Source organism: Micromonospora sp. NPDC007208 (assembly GCF_042869175.1).
Lineage (GTDB): Bacteria > Actinomycetota > Actinomycetes > Mycobacteriales > Micromonosporaceae > Micromonospora > Micromonospora foliorum.
The window spans coordinates 50,204-63,993 of the sequence record NZ_JBIAFG010000022.1 but is presented as its reverse complement, the minus strand read 5'-3'; the positions used below and the strand labels follow the sequence as shown (position 1 = coordinate 63,993).

Sequence of the window (13,790 nt, the reverse complement as noted above, 5' to 3'; positions counted from 1 at the left end):
GTTCAGTCGCAGTGTTCGAACCCGCTGCCGTAACTGACCCCGCCGGTGGAGCCGCCCCACTTGACGCACGTCCCGGCGGCGGTGGCCCGTACCGGCCCGGCGTAGTAGTCGAAGGACCCGCTGTCGGTGCTGCGGGCCCGCCCCTGCACCTCCAGGTACGCCGAGGCCGCCGACTTCGCGCCGACCGCGGTGTCCTTGAGGGTGACGACGCAGTTGGTGCCGGTACCCGCGTGGTACAGCAGGAAGACCCGGCCCTTGCGCTGCCCGTCCCCGCCGGTCAGCGTCGCCGAGTCGATCACCTGGTAGCCGCTGCCACACGCCTGGGCGGCCGTGTACGGGTTGGGTCGGCTGGACGGGGTGCGGCTGGGCGTCGGTCGGCTGCTGGTCGTACCGGTCGGTGTGCCGCCCGGCGTCGTGGTGCGCGGGTCCGGGGTGGCGGTCGGCGCGTCGGTCCCTCCGGCGGAGGCGGTCGGCGCGGCGGACGCGGTGCGGCTGGCGCCCGGGGTGCCGCTGGGTGTGGGTCCCGAGCTGCTCGCACCTGCGTCGTCGAGCGCGCCGCCGTCCGGGGCCGCCGCCGATTCGCCGGCCAGCGCGGGCGGGCGGTCCGCCCCACCCGGCTCACCGCTGGGCCGCAGGGCCGCCACGGCCACGGCGATCAGCGCCACGAGAGCGACTGCGCCGACCCCGATCAGCAGTGGCCGGCGCCGGCCGGACGAGCCCTGCCGGAACACGTCCTCCCGGGTCGAGCCCGGCCCGGTGCCCGGCGAGGCCGCGAAGCCTGCCGGCGAGGCGGCGAGGCCTGCCGGCGAGGGCGCAGCGCCGGCCCCGACCGGAGCGGGCTGCCCGGTCGGCGTCGGCCCGGCCGGGGGCGTCGGTGCGGCCGGCGGCGCGGAAGTCGGTGCCGGCGGCGCAGCGGCCGGGGTGACCGGAAGGGCCGAGGGCGTTCCGGGCGTGGGAGCGGCCAGCGCCCACGGTGGGCGGGCGGAGACCGGGATGCTCGCCAAGGTCGCGTCGCGGGCGTCGGCGGCGGCAGCGGCCAACTCAGCGGCGCTGCCGAACCGGTCCGTCGGACGCTTGGCCAGCGCGCGGGCCACCACGGCGGCGACCGCCGGTGGAGTGTCCGCCGGCAGCGCCGCCGGGTCCTCCTGGGCGTGCCGCAGCGCCACCGCGAGGGGGTTGTCACCGTGGAAGGGCGGCTGCCCGGCAAGGCAGAAGTACGCCACCGCGCCGAGCGCGTAGATGTCCGTGGCGGCCGAGACCGGCTGCCCGGTGGCCTGCTCGGGGGACATGTACGAGGCGGTGCCGAGCACCATGTTCGCGGCGGTGAGCCCGGCCATGTCGCGGGACCGGGCGATGCCGAAGTCGACGAGCACCACCCTGCCGTCGGCCTTGACCAGCAGGTTGCCCGGCTTCACGTCCCGGTGCACGATGCCGGCGAGGTGGGCGGTGTGCAGCGCGTCCGCGGCCTGGGCCAGCACCGACATGGTGGTGGCCGGATCCAGCCGCCCCACCGCGCGCACCCGGGCCGACAACGGCTCGCCCTCGACGTACTCCATCACCAGGTAGTCGACCTGGCTGCCGTCGTCGAGCACCGCCTGCCCCACATCGTGGACCGGGACGACGCCGGGGTGCCGCAGCGCGGCCAGCATCCGCGCCTCGGCCCGGAACCGGGCGGTGAACTCCGGATCGGCGACCAGCGACGGCAGCAGCACCTTCACGGCGACCTCGCGTTCCAGCAGCACGTCCGTGCCGCGCCAGACCGCGCCCATCCCACCCATAGCCACCCGCTCGCCCAGCCGGTACCGGTCGCCGAGCAGCACTCCCCGTGTCAGCACCGAGCCACCGTACCGGCCGGCGTCGATCCGATTGATCCACCCCGTGGGTCCGGCCGGGGCGAGCGAGCGGCCGTTGCGCGCCGGGCCGACTACGCTGGCGAGGGTTCGTCCCACGGGGACTTCAGCGGCGAGGGGAGACGCGGCATGGCGTGGAGCTGGCGGTACGAGGGCACGGACGGCCAGACGGTCGAGGGACCGGCGGAGTCGTTCGGCAGCCAGGCCGACGCCGAATCCTGGATCGGTCAGACCTGGCGGGAGCTCGCGGCGTCCGGCGTCACCTCGGTCGCGCTCGTGGAGGACGACCGGGTGGAGTACCGGATGAGCCTGCTGCCCACGGCCGAGTGATGGCCTACGACCGCCCCGGCGGTGACGGGCTGGTTCTCGGCGTGCCCAAGGCGGCGTTCCGGCCCAGCCCGGTCTTCCTCGCCCTGGTCGCCCTCTTCGCGGTCACCGGGGTGCTGACCTGGAACGGGTACGGCAACGTCCGGTTCAACGTGTTCCTCTTCGTGGTGTCCGGCTGGCTGGTGTCGCTCTGCCTGCACGAGTACGCCCACGCGGTGGTGGCCTACCGGGCCGGCGACCGGGACATCGCGCACCGCGGCTACCTGACGCTCAACCCGTTCAAGTACACCCACCCGCTGCTGTCGATCGTGCTACCGGTGGTGGTGGTGTTGCTGGGCGGCATCGGCCTGCCGGGTGGCGCGGTCTGGGTGGACCGGCACGCGATCCCGGGCCGACTGCGGCACACCCTGGTCAGCCTCGCCGGCCCGGCGACCAACGTGCTGTTCACGCTGGTGTTGGTGGTGGCGGTGCGGCTCGGCACCCAGTCGGGCGGTCCGGTGGAGTTCTGGGCCGGGGTGGCGCTGCTCGCCTTCCTCCAGCTCACCGCCAGCGTGCTGAATCTGCTGCCGGTGCCCGGCCTGGACGGCGGCAACATGATCCAGCCGTGGCTCAACCCGCAGTGGCGCAAGATGTACGACCTGTTCGCGCCGTACGGCTTCATCCTGCTCTTCGCGCTGCTGTGGAACCCACGCATCGGCGGCTGGTTCTTCGACGCGGTCTTCGCGGTCGGCGACCTGCTCGGTCTGCCGTCGTGGCTCTACGCCACCGGCCTGGAGCTGATCCGCTTCTGGCAGAGCTGACCGGCAGAGCTGACCGGCTGAGCTGACGGGCTGAGCTGAGCCGGCCCGGCCGGCGCGAGGGTTTCGCGCCGGCCGGGCCGGAACGGCGTCAGGGACGCTGCGCGGGGGACTCGGTCTTCGCCGGGTCCCGCTCGACGATCGGCTCGACGATGTCGTCGATCGCCTTGAGCAGGTCGGCGTCGAGCTTCACCCCGGCCGCCTTCACGTTGTCGTGCACCTGATCGGGGCGGGACGCGCCGATGATCGCCGACGAGACGTTCGGGTTCTGCAGCACCCACGCCACGGCGAGCTGGGCCATGCTGAGCCCGGCCTGCTCGGCGAGGGGCTTGAGCTGCTGGACCCGGGTCAGCACGTCGTCGTTCATGAACCGGGAGATGAAGCCCGCACCGGACTTCTCGTCGGTGGCGCGGGAACCGGCCGGCGGCGGCTGGCCCGGCAGGTACTTGCCGGAGAGCACGCCCTGCGCCATCGGCGACCAGACGATCTGCCCGATGCCCAGCTCCTCGCTGGCCGGCACGACCTCGGTCTCGATGACCCGCCAGAGCAGTGAGTACTGCGGCTGGTTGGAGACCAGCGGGATGTGCAGCTCCCGGGCGAGCGGGTGGGCGGCGCGAAGCTGGGCGGCGGTCCACTCGGAGACGCCGATGTAGTGCGCCTTGCCGGAGTGGACGACGTCGGCGAACGCCTCCATCGTCTCTTCCAGCGGGGTGCTGCTGTCGTAGCGGTGGGCCTGGTAGAGGTCCACGTAGTCGGTGCGCAGTCGGCGCAGCGAGCCGTTGATCGACTCCATGATGTGCTTGCGGGACAGGCCACGGTCGTTACGGCCGGGCCCGGTCGGCCAGTAGACCTTGGTGAAGATCTCCAGGCCCTCGCGGCGCTCGTTCTGCAACGCCCGGCCGAGCACGTCCTCGGCCCGGGTGCCGGCGTACACGTCGGCGGTGTCGAAGGTCGTGATCCCCGCATCGAGAGCGGCGCGGACGCAGGCGAAGGCGGCGTCCTCCTCGACCTGCGAACCGTGGGTGATCCAGTTGCCGTACGAGATCTCGCTGACCAGCAGGCCGGAACGGCCCAGGTGTCGGAATTCCATGTGCCGACCCTAGCTCCAGTGGATCACCGATGGCGACCGGCGACTCAGAGCACCGGATTGGCGTCGGTGAGTAGCCGGTCGATCTCCTCCAGCACGCCGGCGCGGTCGCGGTGCACCGGGTCGATGAGCGGCACACCGCGCCGGTCCAGCGCGCCCCACCGCCCGTTGCCGCTCTCGACCAGGAACGCCACCGGGTGGATGACAAGCATCGGGTGCGTCGGTGGCACCAGCACCGTGCCGGTGCGGTCCACCACGCCCCGTCGACCCGCCACGTCGACCACGGCGAGCCCCTCGTCGGTGAAGCCGTCGATCTGCTGGCCGTCGGCCAACTCGGTGACGAAGCCGTGGTAGCGGGTGGGCACGACTATCCGGCCGGTCCGGTCGACCGCCCCCCACCCCTCGCGTCGCACCGCGGCCAGCCCGCGCCGGAACGGTCGTACCTCGGCGAAGTTGGGCGCGACCTGCACCGCGCCGGTCGCGTCGATCGCCGTCCACCCGCCCTCGCCGACCACCCAGGCCAGGCCGTCGCTGAACGGACGCGCGGCCCGGAAGGACGGCGGGATCACCGTCGTACCGAGCAGGTTGATCAGCGACCAGCGGTCGGTGTCCGGCCGGCGGACCCAGGCCAACCCGTCGTGGAAGGGCTGCGCCTCGGCGTACCGGGCGGGGATGACCACGTCGCCGTCCTGGCTGGTGTAACCCCACAGCGGCCCGTCCCGGTCCGGCAACGGGGGCCGGTCCCGGTCGAGCACCTCGTCCCGACCCCGAGGGTACGGCCCGAAGCCATCCGCCTCGGCCCGGACGGTGACCGCGTCGAGGGCCACCCGGACCCGGTCCAGCAGTTCGGCGTCGCCCGCGCCGCGCAGGTCGAGCGCCTTCTCGAAGTGCTCGCAGGCCTCCATGAGCCGCCCCTGGTCGTAACAGGACCGCCCGGCGTGCTCGTGCAGCGCGGCCCGCAACCGGTCCGGCAACTCGATCGAGTTGGCCTGGGCGAAGAGTTGGTCCGCCTCGGCGAAGTCACCGCGCCAGCGCAGCACGTGCGCCAGCCGGGCCTGGGCCAGCGCGGTCCGGCGCAGCTCTCCGGTGGCCTCGGCGTAGGTGAGGGCGAGCCGACCGTCGGCCAGCGCGTCGTCCAGGTCGCCGAGGATCCGCGAGGCCACCGCCCGCAGACTGAGCAGCCGGGCCCGGGCACGGTTGTCGATCGCCGAGCCCAACTTCTCGGTCAGTCGTCGCCGGATGGCCCGCAGGTCGTCCGGCTCCGTCAGATCCTCGCGCAGGGTGACCGGGTCCAACCGCCAGCGGTACGCGGCCAGCACCTGCTCCGGGTCACCCGGGTCGGCCAGCGACGGGCGGGTCACCACTGGCGGTGCGTCGTCGGGTGGCGCGGACACCGGCACGTTCTCCCCGTCCGAACCGCTCCTCGGGCCGGGCACGGCCGAGGCGGGTGGCCCGGAGACCGGCACCGCCGATGTCGGCACGGCCGCCGCCGGCGGCGCGGAGATGGGCGCCGCCTCGGGCGCCGGCGGCGCGGAGACGGGCGCTGGCGGCGCGGAGACGGGCGCTGCGGCGGGCGGTGCTGTCGAGGCTGGCGGCGCGGAGGTGGGCGCTGCCGAGACGGGCGCTGGCGGTGCGGAGATTGGTGCCGCGGGCATCGGCGACGCCGACGCGGGTGGCGCGGAGACGGGTGGCGCGGAGACGGGTGACGCGGTGGGCGCGGGTGGCGCCGACGTGGGCGCAACGGAGTACGGCTGCGCCGACGGTGGCGCGGAGACCGGCGCCGCGGCCGGCGCTGGCGGTGCGGAGCTGGGCGCTGTGGAGAGGGGTGGCCCGGAGACGGGCGCTGCCTCGGGCGCTGGCGGCGCGGATGTGGAAGTCGCGGCTGACGCCGGCGGCGCGGAGACGGGCGATGCGGGCGGGGCCGACACCGGCGGCGCCGGCGGTGCCGAGACCGGCGGTGCCGAGACGGGCAGGTTCGCGTCGTCCGCAGACGTCACGGGCGGCGCAGCGTCGACCGACCACTCGTCGAATTGCGAGCCATCCGTCCGGCCTGTGCGCGGAGAGTCCGTGTCCGCCCACTCGTCGTGGGGCGCGACCTCGTCCGTCGGGTCGTGCTCGACCGGGTCGGTGTCCTCGGCGGGCCAGGCGGTGGAGGACTGCTGGTCCACCTCGACCTCGGCTCCGAACTCGGTTCCGGCTTCGGCCTGGTGGTGGGGCATCTCGACGGCAGGTGCGCCGGAGACGGGCCGGTCAGCTCCCACCGATCCGGTGTCGAACGCGGGCTGTGGGTCGTCGTCCAGTTCGTCCGCCCAGAGGCGGGGTGCACCGGAGACCGGGCGGGCGGGCGGCGCGGAAACGGGGTGGGCGGGCGGGGCGGAGACCGGGGCGAAGGCGTCGTCTGGCGTCGACGCGCTGGCGTGCTCGTCAACCACGTCGAGTGTGTCGGCCCTCGGTGTCGGCGTCTCCACGTTGGGTGTCGCGGAGAGGTCGGGGTCGCCGGCCGTCGACTCATCGTCGGCCGGGTCGAGCGACTGCTCATCCGTCGCCGGCTCGCCCTGCTCGGAATCGGCGGGCTGAGCGGGGCTGAACCACGCTTCCGGCCCGCGGGTGCCCGGGACGTCGTCCGGCTCGCCAACGGGCGCCACCGGCTCTTCCGAGGGCGGCGGGGGTACGTAGCGGCGTGGCGTACCGGGGGCCAGCGGGAGCACCGGCGCGACGTCCTCCGCCGACGGCTGCGAGGCCGCCGGAGCCGAGGCTGCCGGAGCCGGAGCCGGAGCCGCAGGGGTTGGGTCGGCCGGGGCTGGGACGGGACGGGTCGCCGGTGGCTGCGGCGCCTGCCAGGTGGGTGGTGGGGCGACCGACGGGCGTGCGTCCGCCGTCGGGGTCGGCCGCTCCGGCGCGTACGGGCGTTGCGGCGCGGCCGGGCGATCCGGCCGCTGCGGTGCGGCCTGTCGATCGGCGGAGTGCGGCCGCTCCGTGGCCGGCGAGCGGGGCGGGGAGACCGGGCGGCGGTCGGGCGGCGGGGTGCCGGCCAGCGGATCGGCGACCCGACGGCGGTCCGGCTCCTCGCCGCGCCGCTGGTCCGCCGGGCGGTCCCCGGTGCCCGGGCCGGGGTAACGCGGTGGCGGGGCGGGATGTGGCCCGGACGCCGGTGGCGGTTCGGCCAGCGGCCGGCGTCCCGACGCTGGCGGGGCGTCCGACCGCTCGTCGGCGCCGGGCGGGTCCACCGGCGCGGGCAGGTACTCCAGCCGCAGGCGTGCGGCGGGCGGCCCGGAGACGGGACGGTCGAAGGCGGGAGAGACCGGGGCAGCCGACACCGGTCTTTCCCAACCGGGCGCGGCAGGGGATACGGGCGCCGGCGACACCGGCCGTTCCGGGGCGGCAGAGACCGGTCGGTCCCACTCGCGTGCGGCGGGGGAGTCGGGTGCCGGCGACACCGGCCGTTCCGGGGGCGCGGGGACGGCTGACACCGGTCGGTCCCACTCGCGTGCGGCGGGGGAGTCGGGTGCCGGCGACACCGGCCGTGCCGGGGAGGCCGGGGAGACCGGGGCGGCCGACACCGGTCGGTCCCAACCGGGGGAGACGGGTGCCGACGACACCGGTCGCTCCGGGGAGACCGGTGGGACCGGCAGGGAACGGCCGGACGCGGGCGGCGCCGTCGCGGCCGGGCGTACCGGTCGATCGTCGTACCGCGCCGGAGTGGCCGGCGGGCGCTCGTCGGGCCGGGACGGCGTGGCAGCCGGACGGTCCGGCCGGGCGGCCGGCCGCGACGCGACGCCCGGCTCGGCACTGCGGTACGGGTCCGATGTGCGGTGCGGGTCGGGGCTGCGGTGCGGGTCGGCGCGGTGTGGATCTGCGGTGCGCTGTGGGTCGGTGCGGTGGCCGGGCTCCCGGGTGCGGTCCTGGCGCACCGGACCCGGCGGGGGCCAGGGCAGACTGCCGTCCGGCCGTTGACCCGGCTGCGGCCGGGCCTCGCGGTACGCGTCCTCACGAGGCGCGTCCTCGCGGTACCCGTTCTCGCGGTACGCGTCCGGGCGAGCCTGCTCGCGGGGTCGCCGGTCCGGGTACGCCTCGGCACGGGCCGCCGCCTCACGGGGCTGCTGCCGGTGCGGGTCGGTGTCGGGCCGACGCCGGTCGTCGTCGAGGCGGGGCTGGTCGGGCAGGTCCGGCTCGGGGCGCCGCCGTCGTCCACCGTTGGGTGCGGGCGCTGCCCCGATCCCCTCGTCCGCGCGGTAGCGCGGCTCTGGGCGGCGCGGGTCGTCGGCGGTCCGGTCCGGGTACCCGTCGGCGCGGTACCGCGTGCGGTCGTCCACCGGCGCCCACGGGTCGACCGCGTCGGCGATCCGGCCATCGTGGTCGCGGGTGGGTCGGACGCCGTACCCGTCGCCGGGGTGCCGTTCGTAGCCAGCCGCCGGTCGCTCCGGTGTGCCGCGTCGACGTGGCGCGTCGTCCGGCTCGGGCACCCAGCCGGGTTCGGCCCGGGGCGCGGGGGAGACCGGCGGCGTGCCCCGGTAACCCCGATCCCGCTCGGTTGGCTCCTGCCGGGGACGGCGGCTGTCGTACCGCTCGGTGGTGGGCTGGTCCCGATGCCAGGCGGCTTCCCGCGCGGGCCCCCGCTCGTCGGCGGGGCGTCGGTCGGACCAGGCGGTACGCCGGTCCGACTCGGGGGAGCGGCGTTCGTCGCGGCGGGGTGGCTCGGGCAGCGGACGACGGTACGGCTCGTGGTCGTAGTGGCGGGAGTCGGCGCTGTCGGGCCGGCCGTAGGCGGACGTGTCCGCGGAGCGCTCGTCGCCGCGGGGTCGGCCGTAGGTCGGTGTCTCGTCCGGCTCGTCGTCCACCCAGGACCGGCCCTGGGGTGCCTGTTCCGCCGGTGGTTCGTCGGACCACGACCGGCCGAGGTAGGTGCCGTCCGGGCGGGTGGGGGCGAGCGGCGGCACCTCGGCGCGGCCGGACACCGTCGCCCGGCCGCGCGGCGGCGGCTGGTGCGGCATGCCGATGTCGCCGGGGTAGCGCTGGCCGGGGAACTGGGGGTGCCACTCGGTGGTCGGTTCGACCACCCAGGACGGTTCGTTCGGGTCCGGCCACCGGTCGGTGTAGCGGCCGTTCATCCGTCGAGCCCGTCGCCACACCCGGCCGCCGGGCCGATCCTCGCCGGGGGTGAGCTGTCCGCAGCCGCCGTCGGGTGACCGCTGGGCGTCCGGTCGCCGCCTGCCACGCCCCGGTGGCCGGCTCGCGTCCGCTCGCTCACGCGTTGTCACCTCGTTGCAAATTGTCGCGCTGGGGCCGCACGTGCCGGTCAGGTCGCCGCTCCGGCAGGCCGTGGCTGCGGATGGAGGGTAACGGCGTGGGCTCGCTCACCGCCACTGTGGTGCCGCCCACCGGCGCAAACGTTATCCCATTGGTTTCGGACATTTGGGCCTATAACCGAATCTGGACTCCGACCCTACCGCACTCGAAGACCACCCGGCCCCGGCGGGATCGAGGGCTCGTTCAGGGATGCTCCATGATGAGGACGGCGAAGGTGCCGGGAGCGAGCGCCTCGTAACGGTGCGGGGCGTCGCCGGGGAACGTGGCGTAGTCGCCGGGGTCGAGTTCGACCGGCGCACTCTCGGGCCCTACCCGCAGTCGGCCGGCGGCGACCACCACGTGCTCGGTGCTGCGCGGGGTGTGTCCGTGGCCGGTCCGGACCGCACCCGGTTCCAGCCTGATCAGGTAGACGTCCCGGCGCAGGTGCGCCGCGCCGGCGCTGAGCAGCTTTCCGCTGAAGTCGGCCTGCTCGGAGCGGACGTCCGGCCCGTCCCCAGCCCGGATGACCCGTATTCCGTCGTCGACGGGCTCCACCAGCCGGCTGAACGGCACCCCGAGAGCGACGCCCAGCGCCCAGAGCGTCTCGACGCTCGGGTTGCCGGTGCCCGACTCCAGTTGGGAGAGGGTGGACTTGGCCACCCCGGCCCGGCGGGCCAGTTCGGTCAGCGAGATGCCGACCCGTTCCCGCTCCCGGCGCAGGGCGGCGGCGATGGTGGCCAGCGGGGCAGCCGGTTCCGAAGGCATGCCTTCGCTCCATTGGGTCGAACGTTCGGTCTGGCGAACAACGGCGACCCGTTCAGCATGATGAACGCACGACAGGATCCGCGCAGTTACGGCGAAACTGCTGCCTCCGAGGTGCCTGAGGCAGCAGTTTCGCTGATGGAGCAGGGATCTTGCGGGAGCCCGGGGCTCAGACCTTGTCGCCCAGCTTGACCTGGGGCGCCGGAGCGCGCATCCGCCGGAAGGTGATCGACCGCATGACCGCGTAGAGGAAGAGCGAGCCCATCCGCTGGTCGGTCTTCGGGAAGCGCTCCCGGACCAGCTTGCTGATCTTGCGGCAGATCAGCACCGAGTCGACGACCACGCCCAGCGCCAGCGCGCCCCAGAGCACGTTGGAGATCAACCGGACCAGCGGCGGCATGGCCGCGTTCGACCCGACCAGCACGATCAGCGCGCCGCCGAAGAACCAGGTGCCGACGGTACGCCGGGAGTCGACCACGTTGCGGGCCAACAGCCGCTCCGGGCCACGGTCACGGGGGCCGCCCTCACGGCGGAACTCCGACGCGGCCTCGGCGCGCAGTTGGCGGCGACGCTCCCGCTCCTCCTCCTTGGTGAGGGGGCGAGTGGGGCCGGCCGGGCGCCGGCCGGCGGTGGGCCGCTTGGGCGTCTCCCGACCCTTGGCCGGGGTGTAACCCCGGGAACGCTCAGCGGTCTCCTCGGGGGTCACCGAGGAGACGGCCTCGTCGACGAGGTCGGTGGACTTGCGGCGAAAGAGCGACGGCACGCGGCAAGGGTAGCCAACCGTCCGCGCCCGCTGCACATCGCGGTGCAACGGCCGACGGCTCCAGGTCGCAGCGCGACCTGGAGCCGTCGGAGGGAACGAAGGGTGACCGAGGTTACGGACGCTCGGCGTGCGCGCCCAGGTCGGCGAGCTTCGCCTCGAAGTCCTCGTAGCCCCGGTTGATCAGGTCCACGCCGTACACCCGCGAGGTGCCCTCGGCCGCGAGCGCCGCGATGAGGTGGCTGAACCCCGCCCGCAGGTCCGGGATGACCAGGTCGGCGGCGTGCAGCTTGCTCGGCCCGGCGATCACCGCGGAGTGCTTGAAGTTGCGCCGGCCGAAGCGGCACGGGGTGCCGCCGAGGCAGTCCCGGTAGACCTGGATGTTGGCGCCCATCGAGTTGAGGGCCTCGGTGTAGCCCAGCCGCTGCTCGTAGACCGTCTCGTGGACGATCGACAGGCCGCGGGCCTGGGTCAGCGCCACGACCAGCGGCTGCTGCCAGTCGGTCATGAAGCCCGGGTGTACGTCGGTCTCCAGCGCCACCGCGTTCAGCTCGCCACCCGGGTGCCAGAACCGGATGCCGCCCTCCTGGCCGGGGTCGCCCAGCTTCGGTGCGCGGGCGTCGGTGACCTCGTACTCGCCGCCGACCGAGCGGAAGATGTTCAGGAAGGTCATCATGTCGGCCTGCTGCGCGCCCAGCACCTCGACGTGACCACGGGTCGCCAGGGCGGCGGCCGCCCAGCTCGCCGCCTCGATCCGGTCCGGGATCGGCCGGTGGGTGTAGCCGTGCAGCTTGGGCACGCCCTGGATCTCGATCACCCGGTCGGTGTGGACCTTGATGATCGCGCCCATCTTCTGCAGGATGCAGATCAGGTCGATGATCTCCGGCTCCACCGCCGCGTTGCGCAGCTCGGTGACGCCCTCGGCCATCACGGCGGTCAGCAGCACCTGCTCGGTGGCGCCGACGCTCGGGTACGGCAGGGCGAACTTGGTGCCGTGCAGCCCGTTCGGCGCGGACAGGTGCAACCCCTCCGGCCGCTTCTCGACCGTGGCGCCGAACTCCCGCAGCGCCTGCAGGTGGAAGTCGATCGGGCGCGGGCCGATGTGGCAGCCGCCCAGGTCGGGGATGAACGCGTGCCCGAGGCGGTGCAGCAGCGGGCCGCAGAACAGGATCGGGATCCGGCTGGAACCGGCGTGCACGTTGATCTGGTCGGTGCTCGCGCTCTCCACGTTCGCCGGGTCGAAGACGAGCTCGCCGTCCTCGGTGCCGTCGGTCACCTTGACGCCGTGCAGGCCGAGCAGACCTCGCACCACCTCGACGTCGCGGATCTTGGGCACGTCGAACAGTCGGCTCGGGCTGTCGCCGAGCAGCGCGGCGACCATCGCCTTCGATACCAGGTTCTTCGCGCCGCGCACGCGGATCCGCCCTTCGAGCGGAGTGCCTCCGTGCACAACCAGGACGTCGTCGGTCAACGCAACCTCCAGCGCGTCGGTGCTGCCGTGTTGATGGTGGGGCGCCTGAACCTTCTCGCTACCCCGGATGCGGCCATGTCGAAACGGCCCGCGTGTGTCGTCGCTTGGGGAGCATAGCCCTCGGTGACGAAAAAGGACTCGGTCACATCGGCGTGTGTGGCATTAATCGGTGATCCGGCACTTTTGCGTACCAACAGCGCTACGGATCGTGATCAGGACACCGTCGGCGGCGGAGTGTCCGCGCCGGGCAGGGCGAGCATCTGGTCCAGTGCGACCCGGGCGTGGTGCGCGGTGTCGGCGTCCACCGTGATCTGGTTGACGACCCGCCCCGCGACCAGCTCCTCCAGGGCCCAGACGAGGTGCGGCAGATCGATCCGATTCATCGTCGAGCAGTAGCAGACGGCCTTGTCCAGGAACATGATCTGCTTGTCCGGGTGCGCCAGCGCGAGCCGGCGGACCAGGTTCAGCTCGGTGCCGAGCGCCCACGCCGAGCCGGCCGGAGCCGCCTCGATCGTCTTGATGATGTATTCGGTGGAGCCCACGTAGTCGGAGGCCGTCACCACCTCGTGCCGGCACTCCGGGTGAACCAGGACGTTCACCCCGGGCACCCGCTCCCGTACGTCGTTGACGCTGTCGAGCGTGAACCGGCCGTGCACCGAGCAGTGCCCCCGCCAGAGGATCATCTTGGCGTCGCGCAGCTGCTCCGGGGTGAGCCCGCCGCCGGGCTTGTGCGGGTCGTAGAGCACGCAGTCGTCCAGCGACAGGCCCATCTCCAGCACCGCCGTGTTGCGGCCCAGGTGCTGGTCCGGCAGGAAGAGCACCTTCGACCCCTGCTCGAAGGCCCAGTCCAGGGCGCGCTTGGCGTTGGACGAGGTGCAGACCACGCCGCCGTTGCGGCCCACGAAGCCCTTGATGTCGGCCGAGGAGTTCATGTACGTCACCGGCACGGTCTCGCCGGCGATGCCCAGCTCGGTAAGCGTGTCCCAGGCGGCCTCGACCTGACCCAGGACCGCCATGTCGGCCATCGAGCAACCCGCCGCGAGGTCGGGCAGGATCACCCGCTGGGTGTCGGTGGTGAGGATGTCGGCGCTCTCGGCCATGAAGTGCACGCCGCAGAAGACGATGTACTCCGCGTCCGGGCGGGCCGCGGCCTCCCGGGCCAGCTTGAACGAGTCGCCGGTCACGTCCGCGAACTGGATCACCTCGTCGCGCTGGTAGTGGTGCCCCAGCACGAAGACCTTGCTGCCCAGCTTCGCCTTTGCGGCGGTGGCACGGGCCACCAGATCCGGGTCGCTGGGCGCCGGCAGGTCGCCCGGACACTCGACGCCGCGCTCGGTGTCGGGGTCGCTGCCCCGGCCGAGCAGCAGCAGAGCCGTCGCCGTGTTGGAGGGTTCCACCCAGGTCGAAGTCACGTAGCCCATGGTCCCACAGCGCGAGCGCGACGCAGCTT

9 protein-coding genes are annotated in these 13,790 nt (G+C 73.9%); 2 read left to right on the top strand and 7 right to left on the bottom strand.

From position 1 onward, the window contains the following. Positions 1–2: 2 nt before the first annotated feature. Positions 3–1,835, bottom strand: a complete 1,833-nt coding sequence (locus ACFYL6_RS30545) for a protein kinase (RefSeq protein WP_387176583.1) — start codon at positions 1,833–1,835, stop codon at positions 3–5. A 144-nt stretch (positions 1,836–1,979) separates the two neighbouring features. Here ACFYL6_RS30545 and ACFYL6_RS30540 point away from each other — a divergent pair, with 144 nt between their 5' ends. Together ACFYL6_RS30540 and ACFYL6_RS30535 are read left to right on the top strand one after the other, a co-directional pair. After that, positions 1,980–2,180: a hypothetical protein gene (locus ACFYL6_RS30540; protein WP_030337978.1), complete on the top strand. Its 201-nt coding sequence runs from the start codon at positions 1,980–1,982 to the stop codon at positions 2,178–2,180. Continuing rightward, positions 2,180–2,977 (top strand): site-2 protease family protein, encoded by a 798-nt coding sequence (locus ACFYL6_RS30535; RefSeq protein WP_387176581.1) that lies wholly within the window; start codon positions 2,180–2,182, stop codon positions 2,975–2,977. The genes ACFYL6_RS30540 and ACFYL6_RS30535 overlap by 1 nt, the downstream gene beginning before the upstream one ends. 88 nt (positions 2,978–3,065) lie before the next feature. Here the strand turns inward: ACFYL6_RS30535 and ACFYL6_RS30530 are convergent, their stop codons facing one another. The 6 genes from ACFYL6_RS30530 to nadA form a co-directional block, all read right to left on the bottom strand. Continuing rightward, complete coding sequence (locus tag ACFYL6_RS30530) at positions 3,066–4,064, bottom strand: aldo/keto reductase family protein (protein ID WP_387176579.1); 999 nt, start codon at positions 4,062–4,064, stop codon at positions 3,066–3,068. 44 nt (positions 4,065–4,108) lie between these two features. Beyond that, positions 4,109–9,169, bottom strand: a complete 5,061-nt coding sequence (locus ACFYL6_RS30525; RefSeq protein WP_387176577.1) for a WG repeat-containing protein — start codon at positions 9,167–9,169, stop codon at positions 4,109–4,111. A 382-nt stretch (positions 9,170–9,551) separates the two neighbouring features. After that, a complete protein-coding gene (locus ACFYL6_RS30520) occupies positions 9,552–10,112 on the bottom strand; it encodes a helix-turn-helix domain-containing protein (RefSeq protein ID WP_387176576.1) in 561 nt (186 codons plus the stop codon). A gap of 166 nt (positions 10,113–10,278) precedes the next feature. Continuing rightward, on the bottom strand, positions 10,279–10,872 hold the full coding sequence (locus tag ACFYL6_RS30515) for a DUF3043 domain-containing protein (protein ID WP_387176574.1): 594 nt from the start codon (positions 10,870–10,872) through the stop codon (positions 10,279–10,281). A gap of 112 nt (positions 10,873–10,984) precedes the next feature. Next, on the bottom strand, positions 10,985–12,340 hold the full coding sequence (gene murA, locus ACFYL6_RS30510) for a UDP-N-acetylglucosamine 1-carboxyvinyltransferase (RefSeq protein WP_110564159.1): 1,356 nt from the start codon (positions 12,338–12,340) through the stop codon (positions 10,985–10,987). 212 nt (positions 12,341–12,552) lie between these two features. Next, positions 12,553–13,752, bottom strand: a complete 1,200-nt coding sequence (gene nadA / locus ACFYL6_RS30505; RefSeq protein WP_387176572.1) for a quinolinate synthase NadA — start codon at positions 13,750–13,752, stop codon at positions 12,553–12,555. Positions 13,753–13,790: the final 38 nt, after the last annotated feature.

Coding starts and splice junctions, on each gene's coding strand:
- ACFYL6_RS30540 (WP_030337978.1), top strand. CDS start 1,980: ATGGCGTGGAGCTGGCGGTACGAGGGCACGGACGGCCAGACGGTCGAG.
- ACFYL6_RS30535 (WP_387176581.1), top strand. CDS start 2,180: ATGGCCTACGACCGCCCCGGCGGTGACGGGCTGGTTCTCGGCGTGCCC.
- ACFYL6_RS30530 (WP_387176579.1), bottom strand. CDS start 4,064: ATGGAATTCCGACACCTGGGCCGTTCCGGCCTGCTGGTCAGCGAGATC.
- ACFYL6_RS30525 (WP_387176577.1), bottom strand. CDS start 9,169: ATGAACGGCCGCTACACCGACCGGTGGCCGGACCCGAACGAACCGTCC.
- ACFYL6_RS30520 (WP_387176576.1), bottom strand. CDS start 10,112: ATGCCTTCGGAACCGGCTGCCCCGCTGGCCACCATCGCCGCCGCCCTG.